The sequence below is a fragment of the Anaerococcus degeneri genome (assembly GCF_017874475.1).
In the GTDB taxonomy this organism is placed as follows: Bacteria; Bacillota; Clostridia; order Tissierellales; family Peptoniphilaceae; genus Anaerococcus; species Anaerococcus degeneri.
The window spans coordinates 69,722-92,916 of record NZ_JAGGLO010000001.1 but is presented as its reverse complement, the minus strand read 5'-3'; the positions used below and the strand labels follow the sequence as shown (position 1 = coordinate 92,916).

At 37.8% G+C, this 23,195-nt stretch carries 18 protein-coding genes; 5 read left to right on the top strand and 13 right to left on the bottom strand.

The features are described from left to right. Positions 1-28: 28 nt before the first annotated feature. The 4 genes from J2Z38_RS00440 to rpoB form a co-directional block, all read right to left on the bottom strand. Positions 29-619, bottom strand: coding sequence for a response regulator transcription factor (locus tag J2Z38_RS00440; RefSeq protein WP_209771087.1), 591 nt, complete (start codon positions 617-619; stop codon positions 29-31). Next, positions 619-1,410 carry a sensor histidine kinase gene (locus tag J2Z38_RS00435; protein WP_209771084.1) on the bottom strand — a complete coding sequence of 264 codons (792 nt, stop codon included), beginning with the start codon at positions 1,408-1,410 and terminating at the stop codon, positions 619-621. The genes J2Z38_RS00440 and J2Z38_RS00435 overlap by 1 nt, the downstream gene beginning before the upstream one ends. A 143-nt stretch (positions 1,411-1,553) precedes the next feature. Beyond that, positions 1,554-5,111: a DNA-directed RNA polymerase subunit beta' gene (gene rpoC / locus J2Z38_RS00430; protein ID WP_209771080.1), complete on the bottom strand. Its 3,558-nt coding sequence runs from the start codon at positions 5,109-5,111 to the stop codon at positions 1,554-1,556. Positions 5,112-5,125: 14 nt separating this feature from the next. Further along, positions 5,126-8,809 (bottom strand): DNA-directed RNA polymerase subunit beta, encoded by a 3,684-nt coding sequence (gene rpoB, locus J2Z38_RS00425; RefSeq protein WP_209771077.1) that lies wholly within the window; start codon positions 8,807-8,809, stop codon positions 5,126-5,128. 439 nt (positions 8,810-9,248) lie between these two features. Here rpoB and J2Z38_RS00420 point away from each other — a divergent pair, with 439 nt between their 5' ends. Both J2Z38_RS00420 and J2Z38_RS00415 read left to right on the top strand, forming a co-directional pair. Continuing rightward, positions 9,249-10,151, top strand: a complete 903-nt coding sequence (locus tag J2Z38_RS00420) for a hypothetical protein (protein WP_209771075.1) — start codon at positions 9,249-9,251, stop codon at positions 10,149-10,151. 75 nt (positions 10,152-10,226) lie between these two features. Then, complete coding sequence (locus J2Z38_RS00415; protein ID WP_209771073.1) at positions 10,227-12,134, top strand: fructose-bisphosphatase class III; 1,908 nt, start codon at positions 10,227-10,229, stop codon at positions 12,132-12,134. 130 nt (positions 12,135-12,264) lie between these two features. Here J2Z38_RS00415 and J2Z38_RS00410 read toward each other — a convergent pair whose 3' ends face one another. The 6 genes from J2Z38_RS00410 to J2Z38_RS00385 form a co-directional block, all read right to left on the bottom strand. After that, a complete protein-coding gene (locus tag J2Z38_RS00410) occupies positions 12,265-12,966 on the bottom strand; it encodes a GntR family transcriptional regulator (protein WP_209771071.1) in 702 nt (233 codons plus the stop codon). Continuing rightward, a complete protein-coding gene (gene agaS / locus J2Z38_RS00405) occupies positions 12,966-14,096 on the bottom strand; it encodes an SIS domain-containing protein (protein WP_209771069.1) in 1,131 nt (376 codons plus the stop codon). Before agaS ends, J2Z38_RS00410 begins: the two co-directional genes overlap by 1 nt. Positions 14,097-14,205: 109 nt before the next feature. Beyond that, positions 14,206-14,730 carry a peptidylprolyl isomerase gene (locus J2Z38_RS00400; protein WP_209771067.1) on the bottom strand — a complete coding sequence of 175 codons (525 nt, stop codon included), beginning with the start codon at positions 14,728-14,730 and terminating at the stop codon, positions 14,206-14,208. An 8-nt stretch (positions 14,731-14,738) separates the two neighbouring features. Continuing rightward, positions 14,739-16,088 carry a PFL family protein gene (locus J2Z38_RS00395; protein ID WP_209771065.1) on the bottom strand — a complete coding sequence of 450 codons (1,350 nt, stop codon included), beginning with the start codon at positions 16,086-16,088 and terminating at the stop codon, positions 14,739-14,741. A 1-nt stretch (position 16,089) separates the two neighbouring features. Beyond that, complete coding sequence (locus J2Z38_RS00390) at positions 16,090-16,359, bottom strand: ACT domain-containing protein (RefSeq protein WP_209771062.1); 270 nt, start codon at positions 16,357-16,359, stop codon at positions 16,090-16,092. Between the two features lie 169 nt (positions 16,360-16,528). Beyond that, positions 16,529-17,350, bottom strand: a complete 822-nt coding sequence (locus J2Z38_RS00385) for an aggregation-promoting factor C-terminal-like domain-containing protein (protein WP_209771059.1) — start codon at positions 17,348-17,350, stop codon at positions 16,529-16,531. Between the two features lie 463 nt (positions 17,351-17,813). Between J2Z38_RS00385 and J2Z38_RS00380 the strand changes: the two genes are divergently transcribed. Genes J2Z38_RS00380 through J2Z38_RS00370 form a run of 3 tightly spaced genes read left to right on the top strand, consistent with a single transcriptional unit; the run spans position 17,814 to position 21,173 of the window. After that, positions 17,814-18,857: a D-alanine--D-alanine ligase family protein gene (locus J2Z38_RS00380; RefSeq protein WP_209771057.1), complete on the top strand. Its 1,044-nt coding sequence runs from the start codon at positions 17,814-17,816 to the stop codon at positions 18,855-18,857. Further along, positions 18,850-20,229, top strand: coding sequence for a UDP-N-acetylmuramoyl-tripeptide--D-alanyl-D-alanine ligase (locus tag J2Z38_RS00375; protein ID WP_209771055.1), 1,380 nt, complete (start codon positions 18,850-18,852; stop codon positions 20,227-20,229). The genes J2Z38_RS00380 and J2Z38_RS00375 overlap by 8 nt, the downstream gene beginning before the upstream one ends. Before the next feature lie 11 nt (positions 20,230-20,240). Next, positions 20,241-21,173: a 1-phosphofructokinase family hexose kinase gene (locus tag J2Z38_RS00370; RefSeq protein WP_209771053.1), complete on the top strand. Its 933-nt coding sequence runs from the start codon at positions 20,241-20,243 to the stop codon at positions 21,171-21,173. A gap of 97 nt (positions 21,174-21,270) precedes the next feature. Here J2Z38_RS00370 and J2Z38_RS00365 read toward each other — a convergent pair whose 3' ends face one another. From J2Z38_RS00365 to J2Z38_RS00355, 3 genes are read right to left on the bottom strand one after another with little or no spacing between them, the layout of a single operon-like run. After that, positions 21,271-21,921 (bottom strand): ABC-2 transporter permease, encoded by a 651-nt coding sequence (locus J2Z38_RS00365; RefSeq protein WP_209771051.1) that lies wholly within the window; start codon positions 21,919-21,921, stop codon positions 21,271-21,273. After that, positions 21,921-22,757 carry an ABC transporter ATP-binding protein gene (locus J2Z38_RS00360; RefSeq protein WP_225304662.1) on the bottom strand — a complete coding sequence of 279 codons (837 nt, stop codon included), beginning with the start codon at positions 22,755-22,757 and terminating at the stop codon, positions 21,921-21,923. The genes J2Z38_RS00365 and J2Z38_RS00360 overlap by 1 nt, the downstream gene beginning before the upstream one ends. Continuing rightward, positions 22,750-23,133, bottom strand: coding sequence for a GntR family transcriptional regulator (locus J2Z38_RS00355; RefSeq protein ID WP_209771047.1), 384 nt, complete (start codon positions 23,131-23,133; stop codon positions 22,750-22,752). The genes J2Z38_RS00360 and J2Z38_RS00355 overlap by 8 nt, the downstream gene beginning before the upstream one ends. Between the last annotated feature and the right edge of the window lie 62 nt (positions 23,134-23,195).

Sequence of the window (23,195 nt, the reverse complement as noted above, 5' to 3'; positions counted from 1 at the left end):
TTGCTTGACAATGGATCTAAATTAAGAACTAAAATTGATCTACATAACCTAATTCCAAAGCCTTTCCATATAATTCCACCTTATTTTCTACACACAATTTTTCATAAATATTTTCTATATGATGGTATAAAGTTCGTTCGCTTATGAATAGGTCATTGGCTATTTGAGTGTTGGTTTTGCCTGTTATTAGTGCTTTTAGGACTTCTTCTTCCCTTTTTGTAAGGGGATTTTCAATGAGATTTTCATCGCAAGTCAAAAGTCCATCATTGATTTTATAAATTTTTTCGATTAAACTTTTAGAATCAATAGATTTTGATATATATCCTGCTGCACCTAGGTCTATGGCTTTTTTCTTGTAGATTGGGTTGGTGTAGGAGGATAGGATTATCGTTTTAAAGTTTACCTTTTTTGCCGATAATTCTTTTAGGACTTCAAAGCCAGAATCCTTATCTAAATTTATATCTAAAAGACAGATGTCATAAGCTTTTTCTTCGATTTTTTTAAAAAAATCTCCTGGCTCGCTTACAAAATCGCACCTGCTAATTTCTGTGCTTTCCATAAGCAAGGCCTTTAGACTTTCGCCAAAAATTTTGTGGTCGTCTAATATTATTATCCTCATTAATCGTCCCCTAACCTTACTAGAGTTTTCAATATTCCGTCCTTATAAATATATTTTATGGATCCACCAAGTGAATCTAGGAAAAATTTCATAAATAAAACTCCTCCCCTAGATTCTAAAATATTTCTATAATCTAAATATGTCGCCCCATCGCTTGTGACCCACAATACAATATCTTTACCTTCTAAGTCTATCTTATAATTAATTTTTCTTGCATTTGAGTGTTTGTAGATGTTGTTGATTAGCTCTTTTGTGATGATTAGAATATCCCTTAGGCTTTCAGAATTTTTTTCCTTAATATTTTCTGAAATATCAAGAGAAACTGCAAAATCTCTCCCTGGATAAAGGGTTTTTACGTCATAGAAAATACTCTTTATATTTTCTTCGAAATTCATATCGGTAAGAAAACTTTCCCTATAAGAAGTCATTATATATCTGGATTTGATTTCCAAGTTTTCGGCGATTGCCTTGGCCTTTTCAACATCAGGAGTTTTTAAGTTCAGATTATTTATTATCCCATAAAGATCTTGGATGATTTCATCGTGGATAATTCTGGCAAAGTCTTCTTGTTGGCTTGTTAAATACTCTCCTAGGTCAAAATACTTGACTGTTTTCTGGTATTTTTTTAAAATCATACCCGAAAGAATTGTACAAGTTAGGAAAACAAGAACAAAGCCATAGTAAAGATAAGATTCTTTGGCCATTGCATATGGGATAGTTAGCATTGTTATAGCTCCCAAAATACTAGTTAATAATATATAAGTAATGATTCCCTTTTCTCTTGATTTCATTTTTTCTCCTTTATATTTAGGATGCGATTTAATAAAAATCCCTAAGTACTTTTCACTTTTATTATATTTCCTAATTTTCCCTTGCCTATGGTAGTTTTCTGCAAAATTTCCGATAAAAAAGACCCACGAGGGGCCTTTTTGTTTTATACTTCTTCTGTTTCTTCTTCTGCTTCTATCGATTCAAGGTTGGCTTTGATTTGTTCATCTTCTAGTTCCTTGGTTTCGTAGTCTATTTCTACGTCGTTGTAGTATTTTAGACCTGTACCTGCTGGAATTAGTTTACCGATGATGATATTTTCCTTTAGACCTCTTAGGTCGTCAACCTTGCCCTTGATTGAAGCATCTGTTAGAACTCTGGTTGTTTCTTGGAATGATGCGGCTGATAGCCATGAATCTGTCGCAAGAGATGCCTTGGTGATTCCAAGGAGTTCTTGTTCGTAGGTTGCAGGCTTTTTGCCAGCTTCCTTCATCCTGTCATTTACGATATCAACTTCACGCCTATCTTGCAAGCTTTCTGGCAAGAATTCTGTGTCGCCTGATTCAATGATTTTTACCTTCTTTAGCATCTGACGAGCAATTACTTCTATGTGCCTATCGTCGATTTCAACACCTTGTTGCCTATATACTTTTTGGACTTCCTTGGTGATGTAATCTTGAACTCCAACCTTGCCAAGAACATCTAATACGTCATGTGGATCTAGGGAACCTTCTGTTAGTTGGGCTCCAATTTGAACTTCTTCGCCGTCTTTGACAAGGATTCTTGAACCAAATGGAATATTGTATTTCCTAGATGTGCCGTCAGCACCTGTGATTTCAACGTCAGTTTTCTTATCATTTTGGATTAGGGAAACTGTTCCTGAATTGGCTGCGATGAAGGCAAGTCCCTTTGGTTTACGAGCTTCAAAAAGCTCCTCAACCCTTGGAAGACCTTGAGTAATTCCAACGCCTGCGATACCACCGGAGTGGAAGGTCCTCATGGTTAGCTGGGTACCCGGCTCACCGATTGATTGGGCAGCGATGATACCAACTGCTTCTCCCATGTTGACGTGTTTGCCTGTTGCAAGGTTTCTACCGTAACATTTCGCACAAACACCTTGTTTGGCCTTACATTCTAGGACTGACCTTAGTTTTACTTCCTTAATGCCAGCTCCTACAATCTTATCAGCCAAGTCTTCGTCTATTACTTCGTCTTTGTGAACAATAATTTCGCCAGCTTCATCTTTGACATCTTCAAATGATGTACGGCCGACAATCCTTGTTCTTAAGTCTTCGATTAATTCGTTGCCGTCTTTAAATTCGTGGGCAATTACAAAACCATCTGAATGGCAGTCGTCTTCTGTGACGATAACGTCTTGAGAAATATCTACCATCCTACGAGTTAGGTAACCAGAGTCGGCAGTTCTAAGGGCTGTATCTGTTAGACCCTTACGAGAACCGTGGGTTGAGATAAAGTATTCTTGTACAGAAAGACCCTCTCTAAAGTTAGCCTTGATAGGAATTTCAATAATCTTACCATCGGCCTGACTCATAAGTCCACGCATAGCGCCTAGCTGTCTAATCTGGTTTGTAGAACCACGGGCACCAGAGTCCGCAAAGATCTTGATGTTGTTATCATCTTTAAGGTCTGCAAGAAGGGCATCTGTTACCTTGTTTGTAGTATCTTGCCAGATTTCGATTACTTTTTCGTATCTTTCTTGGTCGGTTATTAGACCACGTCTATAAAGTTTATCATACTTATCAACTGCAGCATCTGCCTCAGCTATTAGGTTCCATTTTTCTGCTGGAATCTTTACATCATCCATAGAAACTGTCAGACCTGATAGGGTTGAGTATTTATATCCTGTTTGCTTGATGTAATCTAGGACCTCTGCAGTCTTGATATTGCCGTGTTTTCTAAAGCACCTATCGATTATGTCTTTAAGTGTGCCTGAGTCAACAAGGGTATCTATTTCAAGTGAATATGAATCTTCTTTTCTATTTACATAGCCAAGGTCTTGTGGAATTCCTTCGTTGTAGATAAATCTACCTACTGAAGATTCTACAATCTTACCTGGGTCCATATCGTCTTTTTTGATTCTTACACCGATTTTTGATTGGTATTCAACAATGCCAGCAACTAAGGCTTTTTTCATTTCATTGGTTGATTCGAAAACCATGCCCTCGCCCTTGGCACCTTCCTTGATTGTTGTTAGGTAATATGCACCTAGCACCATATCCTGTGAAGGTGTGGTAATTGGCTTACCATCCTTAAGACCAAGGATATTGTTGGTTGACATCATTAGAAGTCTTGCCTCAATTTGAGCTTCGTTTGATAGTGGTAAGTGGATAGCCATCTGGTCACCATCGAAGTCGGCGTTGAAGGCGTTACAAGATAGTGGGTGAAGCTTAATTGCCTTTCCTTCTACAAGGATTGGTTCAAAAGCTTGGATACCAAGCCTGTGAAGAGTCGGAGCACGGTTTAGTAAAACTGGGTGGTCCTTGATGACTTCTTCTAGGACTTCATAAACTCTTGGATCTTTTTTCTCTACCATTTTCTTGGCAGTTTTGAGGTTGTGAGCCATTTCTTTTTCTACAACCTTGTTCATGATGAATGGTTTGAAAAGCTCAAGGGCCATCTCTTGTGGCAAACCACATTGATTGAATTTAAGGTCTGGACCAACTACGATTACAGAACGACCTGAGTAGTCAACCCTCTTACCAAGGAGGTTTTGTCTAAACCTACCAGACTTACCTTTAAGGAGGTCTGATAGGGACTTCATATTTCTATTAGAAGCGCCAGTTACAGCCCTGCCCCTACGACCATTGTCGATTAGGGCGTCGACTGCCTCTTGGAGCATTCTCTTTTCGTTTCTAACGATTATTTCTGGTGCACCTATATCAAGAAGTCTTTTTAACCTGTTATTTCTGTTGATAACTCTTCTGTATAGGTCGTTTAGGTCGGAGGTTGCAAACCTACCACCTTCAAGCTGAACCATTGGCCTTAGCTCTGGTGGCATTACTGGAAGGACATCTAGGATCATCCATTCTGGTTTGTTTCCACTTGTTAAAAAGGCATCTACTACTTCAAGACGTCTTGAAACTCTAACCTTCTTTTGGTTTGAGGATTCGTCAAGTTCTTTTAAAAGTAGTTGGTATTCCTTTTCAAGGTCGATGTTTTGAAGAAGTTCCTTGACAGCTTCAGCACCCATTGCTGCCTTAAATTCTGTGTCGTCTGGATATTCTTCTAGTATATCTTGGTACTCAGTTTCTGAGATTTCTTGCTTAACTGCAAGGTCTGTCGAACCTGGATTTATTACTACATAGGATGCAAAGTAGAGGATTTTTTCAAGTACTCTAGGACTCATGTCAAGTAGGAGTCCCATCTTTGATGGAATTCCCTTAAAGAACCAAATATGAGAAACTGGAGCAGCAAGTTCTATGTGACCCATTCTCTCACGTCTAACCTTAGACTTGGTTACTTCAACCCCACACTTTTCACAAACTACGCCCTTGTATCTCATTCTCTTGTATTTACCACAAGAACATTCATAATCCTTGGTTGGGCCGAAAATCTTTTCGCAGAAAAGGCCGTCTTTCTCAGGTTTAAGGGTCCTATAGTTTATAGTTTCAGGTTTTTTAACCTCGCCATGAGACCAGCTTCTTATTCTTTCTGGGGATGCAACTTTCATCCTCATCCCATAAAATTGATTTAATTCGCTCATAAACTTCCCTTCTCCTAAGCTTCGCTAGCTTCTTCTTCTGCCTCTGTTTCTTCCTTAGGGGCATTAGCCTTTGCAAGCAATTTGCTTTGGTTTCTAATCTTAGACGCATCTATCTTTTCTACTTGGGAGAACCTGTCTTGTTCGTCAATATTTTCCTTAAGCTCAACTACTTCTCCACTTTCATCTAGAAGTTCTACATCAAGAGCTAGTGATTGAAGCTCTTTTACTAAAACTTTGAATGATTCAGGTGTACCTGGCTCAGGGATATTTTCTCCCTTAACAATTGATTCGTAGGTCTTAACCCTTCCTGTAACGTCATCTGATTTTACAGTTAGGATCTCTTGGAGGGTGTGGCTTGCGCCGTAGGCTTCAAGTGCCCAAACCTCCATCTCACCAAACCTTTGACCACCGAATTGGGCCTTACCACCGAGTGGTTGTTGGGTTACAAGTGAATATGGTCCGATTGACCTAGCATGGATTTTTTCTTCTACCATGTGGTGAAGTTTAAGCATATACATAACGCCGACTGTTACTGGGTTTTCAAACTCTAGTCCAGTTCTTCCGTCACGAAGCTTAATCTTACCTGTTTTATTAACATAAGGAGCAATTTTCTTTGCTTCTTCTAATACTTCTTCGATTTCTGTATCCATAGCACCATCAAATACTGGTGTTGCTATCTTCCAGCCAAGTGTCCTTGCTGCAAGACCCATGTGAACTTCAAGGACCTGTCCAAGGTTCATACGGGATGGGATACCTAATGGGTTTAGGCAGATTTGAATAGGTGTTCCGTCTGGTAAGAATGGCATGTCTTCTCTTGGTAAAATCCTAGAAACAACACCCTTGTTACCGTGGCGACCACACATCTTATCTCCTACCATGATTTTTCTCTTGGTAGCTACATAAACTCTGATTACTTTATTTACACCTGGAGATAGTTCATCTCCGTCTTTTTTGTTGTATTCCTTAACATCAACTACGATTCCCTTTTCACCGTGAGGTACTTTTAGGGATGTATCCCTAACTTCTCTGGCTTTTTCACCGAAAATCGCACGTAGAAGTCTTTCTTCTGGAGATAGTTCAGTTTCTCCCTTTGGAGATACTTTACCTACTAGGATATCCCCACTTGCTACTTCAGCACCGATTCTAATTACACCATTTTCGTCGAGGTCTTTTTTCATATCGTCGCCGACATTTGGTATATCTTTGGTAATTTCTTCTGCACCAAGCTTGGTTTCTCTGGCTTCACATTCATGTTCTTCTATGTGAACTGAAGTTAGAACGTCGTTAATTACAAGCTCTTCATTAAGGAGCATAGCATCTTCGAAGTTGTAACCTTCCCAAGTTGTGAAAGCTATAAGGATATTTTTACCAAGGGCAAGTTCGCCGTTGTCTGTAGATGGACCGTCAGCTAAAACTTGGCCTTCACTTACTTCCTCATCCAATTTTACAATTGGTCTTTGGTTTATAGTTGTACCTTGGTTAGCTCTTTCAAATTTAAGAAGGTCGTAGGTAATTACATCGCCCTTACTTGTTTTTACTTTTATCTTATCAGCTGAAACGTAAACTACCTTACCGTCTGTCTTTGAAACAACACATACACCAGAATCTTTTGCAGCCCTGTGCTCAATACCTGTTGCTACAATAGGTGCAGCAGATTTGATAAGTGGAACTGCCTGACGCTGCATGTTGGCACCCATGAGGGCCCTGGTTGAGTCGTCGTTTTCTAGGAATGGGATTAATGAAGCTCCTACAGATACGATCTGTTGTGGAGAAACGTCCATATATTGAACGGAATCTCTTGGATAAATATCATTCTCACCCCTATAACCACGGCCAGAAACTCTCTCGTTTACAAACCTGTTGTTTTCATCTAGTGGTTCATTTGCTTGGGCTATGATGAAGTTATCTTCAACGTCTGCTGTTAGGTAGTCGATTTCGTCTGTTACAAGACCACCTTCCTTAACAACCCTATATGGAGTTTCGATAAATCCGTATTTATTAACCCTAGAATAGGTTGTTAGAGATGTGATAAGCCCGATGTTTGGTCCTTCTGGAGTCTCTATTGGACAAATTCTTCCGTAGTGAGAATCGTGAACGTCCCTTACTTCAACGCCTGCCCTATCTCTTGAAAGACCGCCTGGGCCTAGGGCAGAGAGTCTTCTCTTGTGGGTTAATTCACTCATTGGGTTAGTTTGGTCCATGAACTGTGAAAGCTGTGATGAACCAAAAAATTCCTTAATAACAGCTGTAACCGGCTTGATATTGATAAGGCCTTGTGGTGTTGCTATATCAGGATCTTGGGTGGTCATTCTTTCACGAACAACTCTTTCCATTCTAGCAAGACCAACCCTAAATTGGTTTTGAAGTAATTCTCCAACCCCTCTTACACGACGATTTCCTAAGTGGTCAATGTCGTCAGTCTCACCAACACCTTCAAAGAGGTTGAATTGGTAGTTTACAACTGCAAGTATATCTGATTTTGTGATGTGCTTTGGAGAAAGTTCTTTCTTTCTTCTTTGCATCATCTTTACTAATTCTTCGTCATTTTCAGCTTCTTCAATGATTTCAGTCATTACTGGGTAGTAAACTTTTTCGCTAAAGTCATCGAAGTCTATATCAAGGCCTTCAAGTCTATCAAAGGCATGGATATCAACGAAATTATTGCCCACGATTTTTAGGACAACTTCTTCGCCATCTGAATTTAATTTTCTAATGTCAACTGAAACAATACCAGAGTTTTCAATTGCAAGGGCGATTTCTTCGCTAATTAGGTCTCCTGCTTTTACAAAGATTTCGCCTGTTTCTGTATTTACAACATCTTCTGCTGCAACTTCGCCTGCAATTCTTGGGGCAAGGGCAAGTTTTAGGTTGTATTTATACCTACCAACCCTTGCTAAGTCATACCTTCTATCATCAAAAAGTAGGTTATTAATAAGGGTAGTAGCTGACTCAAGTGAAGCAGGGTCACCTGGTTTTAATTTTCTGTATATTTCTATTAGGGCCTCTTCACTATTTTCAGAATTTTCCTTTTCAAGGGTATTTCTTAAGTGCTTGGTATCCCCAAGGGCCTTTATAATTTCTTCATCTGTATCAAACAAAATGGCACGGACAAGGGTTGTAGCTGGAAGCTTTCTAGTCCTATCAAGTCTTACGTTTACAGTATGGCTTGCATCTGTATCAAACTCAATCCAAGCTCCCCTATTAGGAATAACTGTGGATGAATATTGCTTATCCCCGCTCTTGTCTGTTTCTTCTGCATAGTAAACACCTGGAGATCTGACTAACTGGCTTACTATTACTCTTTCCGCACCATTGATAACAAAGGTTGCAGAATCAGTCATCATTGGGAAATCACCCATGAAAACTTCTTGTCTTTTGATCTCACCAGTTTCTTTATTAAATAAAATAGCCATCACCTTTAGGTCTCTAGCATAGGTTAGGTCTTTATATTTAGCTTCTTTCAGGCTATATTTTGGTTCTTCGTCAAACTCATAACCTGTAAATTCTAGGCTTAGCTTGCCATTGTAGTCTTCTATTGGGGAAATATCTTCTAAGATTTCTCCCAGACCTTCATTTATAAACCACTCATATGAGTCTTTTTGAACTTTTAATAAATTTGGTAAATCCAAGACTTCAGGAAACTTTGAGAAGGACATTCTCTCTGTTTTCCCATATAACTTTTTATGATATTGGGCCATTCTTACTCCTTACTTTCTGCAAAAATAGGACAAATAAAATTTGCCTTTTGAGATAAAAAAATCTCGATAAATAGATTTCTAGCAATTGTATATTATACTCTAAAACAATCAACCTTCAAGATATTTATCAAGATTTCTCCTTTATTTTAACCTTTTTTCTAAACTTTTTTACATACTATCCAAATATGATATGAGTTTATTGGCATTTGTCAATGGTTAGAAGAATTTTTTCTCCCAAAATATAGACAAATTTTTAGGGAAAATAAAAAGTGACCTAGATATAGAAACGAAGACAATTTTAAGGGCAAAATCATTTTGATTTTTTCGAAAAATTCTTTCTATATATAAGTCCCTCCCTTTTAAACTTATTTCTATTATACGAGTTAAAAATATATAAACAATTCAAATTTTATGATATAATGTATATAATGGAGGACTTATGAAAGACTTTATAAAATTTTTTAGCATAATTACAGGATTATTCAGGTCTATAATTAGCATTATCTTGCTTTTTGCTATAGGCTTTGTAATCTTTGTTGACAACCACCTATTTCTAGCAACAATTGACCTTTTAGGCATAAATAATATTTCTAGCGCCATTATAAAACCCCTTGCCCTATGTATTTTAATCCTTGTTTTTGTGATAAATACAGGCATTGCTCGTTCGATTTTTAAGGCTGGGGAAAATGGTAAGGGCCATATGGCTAATGTATTTTTTGGCCTAATCTTTTTAGCTTGCGATGCTTTTCTCTACTTATATCTACGAGACAAACTCCTTTATATCTTAATCGGTTTTAATGGACTCATAGTTTTAAATTCTCTTATTGGCTTGATTGCCAAAATTAGAGGCACTTACAATACACAAGTCCCAGAAAAAAAGACCGAATATATTGAAGTAAAGACTGGTACCAACGATACCAATTCAAAAGATAATCCAATCAAACTTGATTTTAAGGAAGATGAGGATGTCAACATCATAAAAAAAGATCAAACAGAAGTTGATGGTAAAATTGTTTCAAAAACCAGCCAGCTTATCAAGGAAGATACAGACCTTAGCACAGAAGTAGAAACATACGAATCAGAAAACAAAGAAAATATTGTCAAATCAGAATCTAACGTATGTTCCAAAACCCAAGCCGAAAAAGATGCAGAGGAAAAACTCGCCAAAGAAAATCCTACAACTTTGGCAGACATCAAAGAAACAAATAAAAAAGTAAACAAAGTTGTTGAAGATATGGGTTCTAGCGAAGAGACCTACGACCCAGACCTTGCAGATGATTTCAAAAAGCAAGAAGAAGCAAAAATCTACGACAAGTCAAACTTTGTAGGAAAAGAAGACTAAGGGGGCTTTGCGCTCTTAAGGCGAAAGCCTTGGGAGCCAGCCCTTTTTAGGTACAAAAATTATAAAGGAGATTTTATGGACAAAACTTACCAAAGCCTCATCAAAGGCCTCTACCCAGATAAAAACTCAATCAAAGACGATCTTATCCTCTTAAATGCCCAACAAAAACTTCCTAAGGGAACAGAATATTTCTTTTCTGATATACATGGGGAAAGCGATGCCTTTTTGCATTTACTAAGGTCTGCCTCAGGTAATATCAGGGATAAAATCCAAAAACTATTCGGAGATACTTTAGAAAAAAAGGACCAAGATGCCCTAGCCCATCTTATCTACGACCCGGATTTGGTATTCAAATCCCTAAAAACAGAAGATAAGATTTCCAAAGATTACCTAACCATTACCATCCACAGGCTAATCAACCTCCTAAAGTTCGTTTCAACTAAATATCCAAAAGACTATGTCAAAAGGAAGTTTCCACAAAAATATAGCCTAATCCTAGATGAACTTTTATACACCAACGATTCTGAATACAACAAGAGGGCCTACTACGAATCCCTTGTTACAAATATTGTTAAATACGATGTTGCCTTCGATTTCATCAAGGTCATCTGCACCCTTATCCAAAGGATTTCTGTCGATAAACTCCACATAGTAGGTGACATCTACGACAGGGGTCCATCTCCACATATTATTATGGACGAGCTATTAACTTTCCCAAGTGTTGATTTCCAATGGGGTAACCACGATATAGCCTGGATGGGAGCCTGCGCTGGCAATACTGCCCTTATCGCAGCATGTGTTGCAGATGCTATCAAATATAACAACTTTGACATGCTTGAAGACGGCTATGGAATCAACCTCAGGGTCCTCTTTGAATTTGCCATGGAGACCTACGGCGATGACCCTTGCCTTTATTTTCAACCAAGAATTTATGATGATAATATTTATGACAATATTACCTTGGAAGCCGGAGCTAAGATGCACAAGGCAATTTCTATAATTAGGTATAAGCTTGACTCTGCCCTAATCGAGAGAAATCCCGACTTAAATATGGACGACAGAAACGTCCTTAAATTCATCGATTTCAAAACCATGACCTACAAGGGTGCCAAGCTTAAGGATACAAACTTTCCTACCATAGACCCAAAAAATCCTAGCAAACTCACCAAGGAAGAAAAAACTGTCATCAATATCCTCAAACAGGACTTTATGAAAAACGACAAACTCAACAAGCACATGGATTTCCTCTACAAAAATGGTGCCATGTACAAGATTGAAAACGGGTCCCTCCTCTTCCACGGCTGTATCCCTCTCACAGCTGAAGGCGACTTCCAGGAAGTCGAAATTGAGGGCCTTTCCTATAAGGGCAAGGGGCTGATGGATTATTTTGAAAAAGTTGCAAGAGAGGCTTATTACACAAACAACCTTAAGGCCAAGGATATGATGTGGTATTTGATAGGAGGAAAATATTCTCCAATCTTCGGCAAAAGCCAGTATTCCTATTTTGAAAATATTTTTATAGATGATAAGAAATTAAGAAAAGAATATCCAAATCCTTACTACGTACTTTGCGAAAAAGAAGAAATCGTTGATAAAATCCTAGATGAATTTAAGGTTGAAGGCAAAAGACGTAGGATCGTAAATGGCCATGTGCCAGTAATCACAGAGGCAGGAGAAAGTCCAATCAAGGCAGGCGGCAAACTCTATGTCATAGATGGTGGCATTTCCAAACCTTACCAGGCAAAAACTGGCATAGCCGGCTATACCCTAGTCTTTAACTCCCACCACGTAGCACTCGCCGAACACAAGTCCTACGAATCCATCACCAACAAAGTTTCATCCTACACCCCAAATATCAAGGAAGTAGAAGTAATGAACCCAAGGATGCTAAGAAAAGACACCGACAAGGGCAAGGCTAAAGAAAAGAAAATAAAGATTCTAGAGGAACTCTTGGACCTTTATGATGAAAGAGATGATTGGTAGGAAAAAACTAAACAAAAAATATTTTTACCTTGGATACAAAAAAAGAGAAAATAAAACTCGCTATTTCAGTCAAATCCTAATCATTGTTAGACTCAGGCTTGCTTGGAAAATAGCGAGTTTTTTATATTAATTAATTCGGACTATAGGAAGTCTCATAGTAGAACATATCGCCCCTGGCATAGGAGGTTGTGTATTCTATTAGCTTATCTTCCTTGTCATAGGAAAATCTTGTTATCTTTAAGGCAGCCGATCCGTCTTTTAGTTTTAGGGCTTCTGCGACCTTTTTAGTAAGGGATGATACTTGAAATCTTTCCCTCACATTGTATATTTTTGTGTCAAAACTTGTGGCAAATATATCATAAAGGGCAACTTTTTCTAGTAGGTCCTTGGTGATTTTATCAAACCTAGCGTAGGGAATGACTGTTTTTTCGTACATCATTGGCATATCGTCAGCCAACCTTAGCCTGTCAAAGACAATTACTTTTTCAATGCTAGGCTCATCAAAGACTTGCCTTTCCTTATCATTTAGGGCCCTCACCTTGAAATTTGTCACTATGGACTTTGGTGTTTTACCCTTTCTTTTTGTTTGCTCGGTAAAAGAATAATAATTCGATAAGTTTTCCCTAGATCTTTCCCTGACAAAGGTCCCCTTGCCCTGGATTTGATATAGAACTCCTAAATTCACAAGTGAACCCAAGGCATTTCTGACAGTTGTCCTTGAAACACCGTAATCCATGCAAAGTTGCCTTTCAGAAGGGAGTCTCGCCCCCTTTTCCATGGTTGATATTTGCTCTAAGAGCTTATCTATCAAATCTGAATATAGGCTTGCCATTATTTATATTCGTGGATTGTAACACCCTTTACAACCCTATTAACTGTGTGAGATTTTGAAGGATTATCTGGAGTATTGCCCACCCTTAGGCTTGTGATTAAGGAAATTAATTGGGCAATGACTGCATAACCAACTGTAAGATAAGCATCCATTAGGCCCTTAGATTCTAAGATAAATTGGTAGTCCCTATCCACATCTTCGTTTGTAACTGCGATAATCTTTGGAGCTATGCCGTCAGCCTTGATTTCATCAAGGATATCTAGGTCGTATTGTCTGGTGTAGTCATTTGCTGATACAAAGGAAACTACAAGAGTCTTATCGTTGATAAATGATTTTGGACCGTGTCTAAAGCCCATAGAAGAATCAAAAATTGTTACAACTTCACCAGCTGTTAGCTCTAGGATTTTAAGCCTTGCTTCCTTAGTAAGCTTGCCAAGTGGGCCTGAACCAAGGTAAGCAACCCTGTCAAAGTCAAAGTCAATTAATTTTTCAATTTCTTCTGCCCTAGCGTAGGTTTCTCTAGCAATGCCAGCTAATTTTTCTACTAGGTCTTTTTTGTTTTCAAGACTTGTATCAAAAATCAAAAGGCTTGCTAAAAGCATTGAGGAGAAGGAATTTGTCATTGCAAAACCCTTGTCATTGGTGATAGCTGGGTTTAAAAATACATAAGAATTTGGGTCATCTTTAAGGTTTACTGCAAGTTTGCCGTCGTGGGCACAAGTGATAGGTAGGTTATAAAAATCATCTACAATTTGCTCACCAAGCTTAACTGCAGCTAGACTTTCTGGGGAATTGCCACTTCTTGCAAAAGAAACCAAAAGAGTCTTCTGTTCTTTTTCGAAATGTAGGTAAGGTGCTGAAACTAAATCTGTTGTAGCAATTGATTCAAAATCAAAATCTCCATGGGTTTTTAAATAATCTTGGGCAATATTGCCTACATATTCGCTTGTGCCAGCCCCTGTGAAAATAACCTTGGTATCCTTATCGAAATTAGCCAAGAACTTTTCAATATCAGCCTTTCTTTCTTCATAAAGTCCGTAAACTTCCTCCCAAGTATCAGCCTGGGCAAAAATCTCCGTATAGGTATTCTTAAAATCTCTTTCTTCTAATTTATTTACATCTAATAACATATAATCCTCATAATTTGCCGATTTTAATAATTGGTAATTACCATTTCTAATATTATATGAGTAAAAATATATTATTCAATCAAAAAACCAGGATTTCTCCTGGTCTAAGTTACATTTTCACTACTTCTGGATATTCTTTGCCAAAGGTTTCAACGCTTGCTTTTTCTATTCTCACGTCTTCTTTTGGCCTATCTTGTCTGTTGGTCTTAGATTCTGCTATCTTATCTACCACGTCCATGCCCTCGATTACCTTACCGAAACCAGCGTACTGGCCGTCTAGGTGTGGGCTATCTTGGTGCATGATGAAAAATTGGCTACCGGCTGAATCTGGCATGAAGCTTCTTGCCATAGAAAGAACTCCTCTTTCGTGTTTTAGGTTGTTTTCAAAACCATTTATATTAAATTCGCCCTTAATAGCATAGCCTGGTCCACCCATGCCTGTGCCTTCTGGGTCCCCGCCTTGGATCATAAAATTTTTTATTACCCTATGAAAAATTAAGCCGTCGTAAAAGCCCTTATTTATTAGGGAAATAAAATTATTTACTGTATTTGGGGCAATATCTGGATAGAGTTCTGCCTTTATTTTTTCTCCATTTTCCATCATGAAAGTTACTATTGGATTTTTGTCTGTCATATTTCCTCCTAGTTTTTAAATGAATGTACTGGGGCTGGGATAAATCCTCCCCTAGAAATCATGATACTCGAATCTGACTCGCCCACATCTATTATTGGAGCATAGCCAAGAAGGCCTCCAAATTCGACCTGGTCACCGACGTCCTTACCTGGAACAGGGATTATCCTTACTGCTGTTGTTTTGTTATTTATAACCCCAAGGGCAGCCTCATCTGCGATCATGGCTGAAATGCTCGCCGCTGTGGTTTTTCCTGGGATGGCAATCATATCAAGGCCAACTGAGCAAACACAGGTCATGGCTTCTAGCTTATCAAAGCTTATCCAACCCTTTCCTGCAGCTTCAATCATAGCCTCGTCCTCGCTAACAGGTATAAATGCACCTGAAAGACCGCCAACCCTAGAACTTGCCATAATTCCGCCTTTTTTAACCGCATCATTAAGCATGGCAAGGGCAGCAATTGTCCCGTGGCCACCGACCTTATCAATGCCGATTTCTTGTAAAATCCTACCAACAGAATCGCCAATGGCAGGTGTTGGTGCAAGAGACAGATCAACTATGCCAAAGTTTTTATTAAGCTTCTTACAAACTTCTTGGCAAACTAATTCGCCCATCCTTGTGATTTTGAAGGCGGTTTTCTTGATTATTTCATAAATCTCATTTATTTTTAAATCTTCCTTATCAGAAATTGCAGCCTTAACAACTCCTGGTCCAGAAATACCAACGCTTATCACTGTGTCAGCCTCGCCAACTCCGTGGAAGGCACCAGCCATAAAAGGATTATCCTCAACAGCATTGGCGAAAACAACGAGCTTTGCACAGCCAAAGGCATTGTCGGTATTTTCAGCAAGGGCCTTTATAGTTTTTCCACAAAGATTTGCTGCGTCCATATTGATACCAGCCTTAGTTGAACCTATATTTATCGAAGCACAAACAAGGTCTGTCTCTGCCAAGGCCCTAGGTATGGACCTAATTAAAATCTCATCAGCAGGGGTCATTCCCTTTTCAACAAGGGCAGAAAAACCACCTATAAAGTCAATTCCAATATCTTTTGCCGCCCTATCGAGGGCTTTTGCAAAAGGAGTGTAATCATCAAGGTCAGTCGCCGCTGCGATCAGAGAAATCGGAGTGACTGATATCCTATTATTTACAATTGGAACCCCGTAAATCTGAGAAATTTCCTTGGAAACTTTTAGAAAATCCTTGCTCTCCCTGATAAGTTTGTCATAAATCTTATCGCAAGCCTTTTTGTAATCAGGATCAATACAATCTAAAAGACTAATCCCCATAGTTAGGGTCCTAATATCTAGATTTTCCTCATCTAACATTTTTATAGTTTCTAAAATATTTACCTTATCCATCTTAAATCCTATGCATTACGTCAAAAACTTCTTCGTTTTGTATCCTAATTTCAAGCTTAGTTTCTTTAGACAAGGCATTAAAACTTCCTGTGATTTCGCTAAAATCTGCATTCGCCTTGGTCAAATCAATATTGATCATGGCCACAAATTTATCTTCCATAATTGTTTGGCTCATGTCCAAAATATTGATATTGTACTTATATAAAACTTCTGTAACTTGGTAAATTATTCCCGGTCTATCTTTTCCTATAATTGTAAGTATTGCTTTCATAAAATCCTCCATCATTATTTTACCACTAATTTATTATATTAATAGAATAAAGGAAGAGATTTTCCTTTATTTATAAAATTTTCTCAAAGACCCCTATCTTCGATAATTTTTCACAAATTATTATAAAATTGCCAACAAAAAAAGCCCAGAATTTCTGAGCTTGTATTTTTTAATACCAACCGTTTCTTTGCCAGAAAGCTTGGGCATTTTCCCATGAGCCGTATCTTTGAGATACATAGTTGTCTGCTGCTGCTTCTTGTTCTGCTGGGCTTGCACCGTAACGTACTAGGGATGGGTTTAATTGGTATCTACCATAGTAGCCTCCTCTTGGATTGTAGGCTGTATAAGAACCGCCTGATTCCCTTTGAGCTATCCATTCCTTAGCCCAGTTTGTTGAGCCTTGGTAAGATTGGTTATTGTTTTGTGCTGGTGCTTGTTGTTGGGCTGGTTGAGCTTGTTGGGCCTTTTGAGCTGGTGCTTGCTTTGCTTGACTTTGTTGAGCCTTAGCTATTTCTTCGTTTTTCTTTCTAAATGTCTTTAGAAGGTTGTTGTAGATATAGCCAACCTCTCCGTCAACTTCTACTTTAACAAAACCATTATCAGCAAGTTCAAGAGCCTTGGCAACTGTACCCTTTTCTAAAACTTTGATTACTTCACTATCAAGGTTATCTTCTTTTCTGAAGTTTGTAGCAGAAACTACTTCTGTTTCTTCAAGAAGGTGGAAAAGGTCAGCTGATACATAAGCATCCTTGCCTTCAAAGTCGATCTTTAACCAACCATCTTTATTCTCTTTGATTTCATATTTTGCATCTTCATCGTCTATTAGGCCGATAATGTTATCGCCAAGCTTAGCTTCACTTCTAACATTTACTCCATTTGCTTGATTTTTGTTAATTACTGCGCTTGCTGCGTCTGCCTTTCTTGCTCCAAAGCTAAAAGCCGATGGGATTACTAGGGCTGCCGCTAGGGCGTATTTTGTAAAAAATTTCATTTTGTCTCCTTAAATCTATATAAATTTCTTATTTTTAAATTTATGTCTCAATCTGTAATAATAGTTACAAATTGATAACAATTCCTTATTACGATTTATAGTATAACTTTAAATTGTGTGGAAATTATGTAGATTTTATCAATTCTTACAAATTGTTTACAATTTTATTCAAAGCATTGATTACAAGCCTTTTCCTGAGGGCTTTCTCCTCCTATTACAATGAATTTTGTTGAGATTTTTTTATCAAAGATGCCTTTCTCACTAATAGAAGATTTTTTGCAACTTGTTATTAATTGTTACATTTAATTTCCGATTTGTAACTAATTTTGATTATCATTGGCATTTTTAAGTACAAAATAAACTTATTTCCCCAAAGAAAAGTCCCATAAATACATATATATTTGCCCATATTTTTCATATGTAGTAAAATTTACTTAAGCTTATTAATAGAAAGAGAGACACTATGAAAACTGTATACATCTTATGCGGAGGACCATCGAGCGAGCATGATATTGCCCTAAGAAGCGCCCTTAACATAGTTAAAAACCTAAATAAAGAAAAATACGACAAAAAAATTGTATATATAGATAAGGAAGGAAAATTTTCAGAAACTTTCACCAATTATGATCCAGCTGATGAATTTTCCTTAGTAAAAGAAATTTCCAAATCAAAACAAGCCTCAATTGCAGACTTCCTTTTAGAAGTCTCTAAAGAGGACCTAGAGAATACAATAATCTTACCAGTAGTCCATGGTACCTATGGTGAAGACGGAACTATACAGGGCTTTTTAGACGCAGTAGGCCTTGCCTATATAGGAAATGGCCTTCTTTCATCTGCTATTTGCATGGATAAGGTCACTTCAAATGACATTTTCGAAAAATCAAAGCTAAAACAAGCCAAGTACAAGTACTGCTATAAGGAAGACTTTAACGATGCCTTCATCGATTCCTGCATTGCCTATGTCGGCCTTCCTCTCATCGTAAAACCATCTGCGAATGGGTCTTCTGTGGGAGTTTCAAGGGTTGAAACTAAGGAAGATTTCAAAAAAGCAGGCCTTGAAGCCCTTAAATATGACAGAAAACTTTTGGTAGAAGAATTAATCGTTGGCCAAGAAATAGAACTAGCTGTCCTTGGAGATTCTGATAATATAGATGTCTCTGACCCAGCAGCCTACATCACCGACCACGTATTTTTGGACTGGGATGCCAAGTATTTCTCAAAATCAACCAGAGAAGAGCTTCCTTATAAGATGGACGAAGCTGATAAGGATAAGGCCAAAGAATTTGCCAGAGCTTGTTACAAGGCAGCAGGATGCGAAGGTTTTGCCAGAGTTGACATCTTCTATGGCAAAGATAGGGAATTTTACATCAACGAAATCAACACCTTCCCAGGCTTCACCCCTTCATCATTTTTTGCAAGGATGGCTATGGACCTATATAAGGTAGACTTTTCTGCTATCCTTGATATGCTAATTGAAGATGGTTTTAGGAGATCTAAGAATGATTGAAAAAACTTTAGGTCAAATCGCCCATATGATTGGTGGCGAAATTTGTGATGAAAAATTTTCTGATGTGAAAATCAAGGGAATATCCACTGATTCTAGGACAATTGACCCAGGAGAACTTTATATTCCCCTAGTTGGCGAAGTCTTTGACGGTAGGATTTTCATCAAAGAATGCGAAAGTAAGGGAGCTAAGGCCTTTTTTATAGATGACCCAGCAAAGATAAATAAAACTGTATCCATTCCTTATATAAGGGTTGAAGATACAAAAAAAGCCCTCCAAGACCTAGCGGCAGCCTACAGGGACCAATTAACCTGCAAGGTAATTGCAATCACTGGTTCAAACGGAAAGACAACAACCAAGGACCTTTTGCACAAGGTCTTGTCAGAAAAATATAAGACCCAAAAAACCTGTGGCAACCTCAACAACGATATCGGTGTTCCAAAAACTGTCCTAAGCCTTGATACCGACACAGAAGTGGCAATTATAGAGCTTGGTACAGATAATTTTGGAGATATTTCCCTAACAAGCCAAATGGTTAAGCCACATATATCCATGATTACCAATATCGGTGATTCCCATCTTCATAACCTAAAATCAAGGTCTGGCATCCTAAAGGCCAAACTTGAAATCCTTGAAGGCATGGATGATGACGGAATTTTTATCTATAATATAGACGATCCGACCATGGAAAAAGAAGTTCCAACTTACGAAATCAAGCAAAAAGTTCTTTCCTTTGGTACAAGCGATAAGGCGACTTTTAGAATCAATTTTGAAAAGTCAGGCCCAGCTAACATCCGCTTCTCCCATGGAGATGACCACTACCAAGTCCCTCTTATGGGCCAGCATAATATCTACAATGCAGCCGCTGTTGTAATGATAAGTCAAATGCTTGGTCTTGACAAAAAAACAATTGACGATGGCTTTGCCAAGGCAACCTCAACTCAAAATAGGACTGAACTTTTGGAATTTGATGGCTTTGACGTTTTGGATGATTCCTACAAGTCAAATCCCCAATCCCTTCTTGCAGGCCTTGAAACAGCCTATATGCTTCAAGGCTACAAGAGAAAGATTGTCTGCCTTGCAGATATGCTTGAACTCGGTGAAGAAGAATCAGAACTCCACCGCCAAGTAGGATCAAAAATCGACAGCAAAAAAATAGACTTTTGTCTATTTTATGGCCCACTGGCAAAGGAAATGTATGAGGCAAGCCTAGAAAATTTCCCTCCTAACAGGTCCCTTTACTTTGAACACAAGGATGAATTAATCGAGAAATTAAAATCTCTCGTCATCGGCGCAAGCCTCGTCTTTGTCAAAGGCAGCCACGGCATGCACATGGAAGAGATAATCGAAGCTATTAAGTATTTTAACATATGAAAGAGGTATCTATGATTTACACAGTAACCCTAAACCCTTCAATAGACTTATTTGTAGAAGTAGAAAAATTAAATCCTGGTTATAACAACAACATCAAAACCGAAAGGACCCTTCCAGGTGGTAAGGCAATCAACGTTTCAAGAATCCTTTCCCAACTGAAAATCCCTACAACAGCCACAGGTTTCCTTGGCTCTTACCAAGGACTTTTTATAAAAGATTGGCTAGAAAAAGAAGAAATCCTGGTTGACTTTGTTGAAATCAAAGAATCTAACAGAATAAATATCAAAATTTTTGAAGACAAAAAAGAAACCGTAATCAACTTCCAAGGTCCAACAATTTCCTCAGAAGAGGTCGAAGAACTCCTCTACTACCTCTCAAGAGTTAGGGAAGGCGACACCATCATCTTTGGTGGATCAGTCCCACCTATGGAAAACGGCGAAGACTCAGACATCTACGATAGAATGGTAGAAATCGCCAAAGCCAACGGTGCTTACTTCATAGCAGACGTTCCAAGCCAATATTTGATGAACATGATTGAAAGAGGCCCACTCCTTGTTAAACCAAACGGTGAAGACATCGAAGCTATCTATAAGGCCAAAATCGAAGACAAAATGGATTACATCCCTTATGGCAAGGACCTAATCAAAAAAGGCGCTAAATACGTTATAATCTCCTATGGTGAAGACGGATCCATGTTCTTTACCAGAGACGGAGTCTATGCAGCAAAACCAGTAAAAGACGGTAAGGAAATAATCAACACCGTCGCTTGCAGGGATGCAATGATAGCAGGCTTTGTCGGAACTCTTGTAAGAGATAATGACCCAATCGAATCCTACATGGTCGCAGTCGCTGCAGCAAGCGCTACAGCCAAAGTCCTAGATTTGCCAACCAGGGATCAGATCCTCGAAGTCCTCCCACTTGTTGATATTGATGTTATAGAATAAATGCTGATAGTCGTACTTTGAAACAGTATAAGCAAAATAAATATGACCCTAGGAGGTCTTGGAGATTAATCCAAGGCTTGCTAGGGTCTTTTGTGATTTAAAAATCTCTTTTTTTGTAAAATTTAATGGAAAGTGTGATTGAAATTGTAAGCATAAGGACAACTAGGATACAAAGCCCAATTATAAGCATCCTTTGATTTTCTAATACAAAGTTAAGGATTGGCCCAAAATCTTTTATAAAATATCCTAGGGCCATTCCTATTATAGCAATTATAAATATCGGCAAAAATTTAAAAGTCTTTGCCTTGATATAGCCGGATTTAAAAAATATCGGATATTGAACAGAAATAATTATTGCATACAAAACAAAGTTAATACCAATAACCATTGACATATCAAGGCCTATTAGCATGTTTTTTATTAGTGAAACTATAGCATAGATTGAAAATCCAAGTAGACTAGCCACTATAAAAATCAAGCCAGCTAATATATACCTAGCTATAACTACCTTTTTGGAACCTATAGAAAAAATCTTATATAAGGAATCAATCCCTGAATTTTCTCCAAGCAAAAATAGATTAGATGAAAACATTACTGCATAAAACAATATCATTGGTAACATTCCCATAGGAGATTTCATAATAAAGCTATTATAAAAAAATATAGCTAATATTATGATTAAATATTTCAAAGTATAATAGGGTTTCATTGAAATTATATCTAGTTTAATTTGTTTTCTAATATCCATTAGATTCTCCCATAATAAATCATTATTTGATCGATTGTTGGCACTTCTGCCACCAAGTTATCATCTTCCTTATAATCTTCTCTTAAGATTAGGGCTTCAAAATTAACTTTAGTTTTCTTTTGCCCATAAATTTTAAGGTTTTTTATTCTTTCATAATCTTCTAGTCCACCTTTAATTAGTAAAAATTTGTCGTAAAGCTCATCCTTTATGCCCTCAAAAACAATTTTGCCTTGGTCTATAAAGACGATATAATCAGCTATCCTATCAAGGTCCTGAGTTATGTGGGTGGAAAATAGGACTGTATGATCAGGATCTTCCATAAAGTCTAAAATCATATCCACAAGTTGATCTCTCATGGCTGGGTCAAGGCCGCTTGTAGGCTCATCTAAGATTAGGATTTTTGCGTCATGAGAAAGGGCAACCGCAAGCATTAATTTAATTTTCATTCCCCTTGATAAGTCAGAAACTTTTTTCTCTCTTTCAAGTTCAAATTTATTAAGATATTCGTAATATACCTTTGAATCCCACCTATCATAGCCTATAGCCATGGCCTCATTTACCAAATCCAAGGTCCAGTCCTTGCCCAAAAATGAATCGTCCATTACAAGGCCCACGTCCTGAAGATAGGTCAAATCATTAATTTTTTTACCATCTAGGAAAATTTCCCCATCGTAGTTTATAAGCGACAAAAGAGCCTTGATGGTAGTTGTCTTTCCCATCCCGTTTTTACCGATAAATCCTGTTACAAAGCCTTTTTTAATGGCAAAATCATTTGGCCCGAGTTTAAATTTTTCATAAGATTTGGCAAGATTTTTTGCCAGTATTTTATCAGTCATTAAAATCTCCTTCATATAAATATTCTAAAAGTTCAAATAAATCACTCTTTTTCATTTCAATATCCTTTGAAATCCTAAGGGCCTCTATTAGCGCTTCTTCGAGTTTTTTCTGTTTTTCTTCAAGCCTTAGATTCGGGTCTTCCTTGCCAACAAAGGTCCCCAGACCTTGACGAGATTCAATAAAACCTTCGCCTTCAAGCTCGTCATAGGCCTTTTTGACAGTCAAAATCGAAATAGAAAGTTCTCTGGCAAGATTTCTCACAGAAGGGAGTTTCTCTCCTGCTTTTATATTTCCCTTTAGAATTTCATCCCTAATAGCATTTTTAATTTGTTCATAAATAGGAACTGCCGACCCATTTTTAATAATAATCTTCAATGTATTTCTCTCCTCTATAACAGTATATAACAGCTTATAACACTTGTCAAGAAAATCTTTCT

Bases quoted from the DNA above. Each gene is read 5' to 3' on its own strand.
- J2Z38_RS00440 (WP_209771087.1), bottom strand. From the start codon at position 619: ATGAGGATAATAATATTAGACGACCACAAAATTTTTGGCGAAAGTCTA.
- J2Z38_RS00435 (WP_209771084.1), bottom strand. From the start codon at position 1,410: ATGAAATCAAGAGAAAAGGGAATCATTACTTATATATTATTAACTAGT.
- rpoC (WP_209771080.1), bottom strand. From the start codon at position 5,111: ATGAGCGAATTAAATCAATTTTATGGGATGAGGATGAAAGTTGCATCC.
- rpoB (WP_209771077.1), bottom strand. From the start codon at position 8,809: ATGGCCCAATATCATAAAAAGTTATATGGGAAAACAGAGAGAATGTCC.
- J2Z38_RS00420 (WP_209771075.1), top strand. From the start codon at position 9,249: ATGAAAGACTTTATAAAATTTTTTAGCATAATTACAGGATTATTCAGG.
- J2Z38_RS00415 (WP_209771073.1), top strand. From the start codon at position 10,227: ATGGACAAAACTTACCAAAGCCTCATCAAAGGCCTCTACCCAGATAAA.
- J2Z38_RS00410 (WP_209771071.1), bottom strand. From the start codon at position 12,966: ATGGCAAGCCTATATTCAGATTTGATAGATAAGCTCTTAGAGCAAATA.
- agaS (WP_209771069.1), bottom strand. From the start codon at position 14,096: ATGTTATTAGATGTAAATAAATTAGAAGAAAGAGATTTTAAGAATACC.
- J2Z38_RS00400 (WP_209771067.1), bottom strand. From the start codon at position 14,730: ATGACAGACAAAAATCCAATAGTAACTTTCATGATGGAAAATGGAGAA.
- J2Z38_RS00395 (WP_209771065.1), bottom strand. From the start codon at position 16,088: ATGGATAAGGTAAATATTTTAGAAACTATAAAAATGTTAGATGAGGAA.
- J2Z38_RS00390 (WP_209771062.1), bottom strand. From the start codon at position 16,359: ATGAAAGCAATACTTACAATTATAGGAAAAGATAGACCGGGAATAATT.
- J2Z38_RS00385 (WP_209771059.1), bottom strand. From the start codon at position 17,350: ATGAAATTTTTTACAAAATACGCCCTAGCGGCAGCCCTAGTAATCCCA.
- J2Z38_RS00380 (WP_209771057.1), top strand. From the start codon at position 17,814: ATGAAAACTGTATACATCTTATGCGGAGGACCATCGAGCGAGCATGAT.
- J2Z38_RS00375 (WP_209771055.1), top strand. From the start codon at position 18,850: ATGATTGAAAAAACTTTAGGTCAAATCGCCCATATGATTGGTGGCGAA.
- J2Z38_RS00370 (WP_209771053.1), top strand. From the start codon at position 20,241: ATGATTTACACAGTAACCCTAAACCCTTCAATAGACTTATTTGTAGAA.
- J2Z38_RS00365 (WP_209771051.1), bottom strand. From the start codon at position 21,921: ATGGATATTAGAAAACAAATTAAACTAGATATAATTTCAATGAAACCC.
- J2Z38_RS00360 (WP_225304662.1), bottom strand. From the start codon at position 22,757: ATGACTGATAAAATACTGGCAAAAAATCTTGCCAAATCTTATGAAAAA.